Genomic DNA, 941 nt, shown 5'->3' with positions numbered 1-941 from the left:
GGCTTGGTGCGTGTCCCTGCGTGCAGTGAACGGCTGAGGTCACGGGGCGGCTTTGGCTCCGACGCCCAAATTCCGGACCGGGCTTGTGCGGCGGGCACAGTCGGACGGCGGGGAGCCGTCAGCAGGGGCCCAGCAGGCGGGTGATCTCCAGGGCGAGGCGGACGAAGAGGCCGTCCGTGTCCAGGGGGCGGCGCATCAGTTCCTCGGCCCGCCTGATCCGGTAGGTCACGGTGTTGCGGGACACGAACAGCCGCTCGGCGGCGCCTTGCGGGCTGCGTCCCTCGGCGAGGTAGGCACGCAGGGTCTCGCGCAGTTCCGCGGTGCGCGGGTCGTCGGCGGCGAGCGCGCCGAGCGTCTCGGCGGCGAACCAGCGTGCGTGCTCGGGGTCGGCGGTCATCAGCGCGACGGCCCCGACATCGGAGTAGTCCGTGAGCGGCGGGCGTTGGTCCGGCGGACCGAGCCGGGCGACGCGCTGCGCCTCGCGGGCGCCCCGGTGGCTGCGGCGGAAGCCCTCGACTCCGTGGCAGACGGGTCCGAGCGCGAGCCGCAGCGCGGGGTGTGCGGCGAACAACTCCGCGAGGTGGTGAGCGGCGGTACGGCTCTCCCCGCCGCGCGGGGCAGGACTCGTGGCACGAGCAGGACGGCCGGTCGCGGCCCGCGCGGGACTCGTGACCCGCACGGCAGGCGCCTGACAGCCCGCCCCCGCCGGGCCCGGCCCGTGGTCGGAGGTCCCGCTCCCGTCCGCGGATGCCGCCCGGCGGCGCGTGCCGCCACCGGTCCCACCCGCGGACGGCACCTGGCCCGGAGTGCCGCCCGCGTGGGCGCCCGCCGCCGAGGCGGAGCCTGCGGAAGGGGCGGACAACGGCTGTCCCCGGTGCCTCCCCCGGCCTCCGTGCCCCTCGGGAACCGCTCCCGGACCGTGCCCGTCATCGCCCCCGCGC

1 protein-coding gene is annotated in these 941 nt (G+C 77.3%); it reads right to left on the bottom strand.

Annotated elements, in window-relative coordinates; all coding sequences use genetic code 11:
• Positions 1 to 118 precede the first annotated feature (118 nt).
• Positions 119 to 679, bottom strand: a complete 561-nt coding sequence (locus tag GUY61_RS41405) for a helix-turn-helix domain-containing protein (RefSeq protein ID WP_166634935.1) — start codon at positions 677 to 679, stop codon at positions 119 to 121.
• Positions 680 to 941 lie beyond the last annotated feature (262 nt).

Source organism: Streptomyces sp. GC420 (assembly GCF_009916105.1).
Classification (GTDB): Bacteria; Actinomycetota; Actinomycetes; order Streptomycetales; family Streptomycetaceae; genus Streptomyces.
Note: the sequence above shows the minus strand (reverse complement) of the source record. Positions and strands in the feature narration are given on the sequence as shown.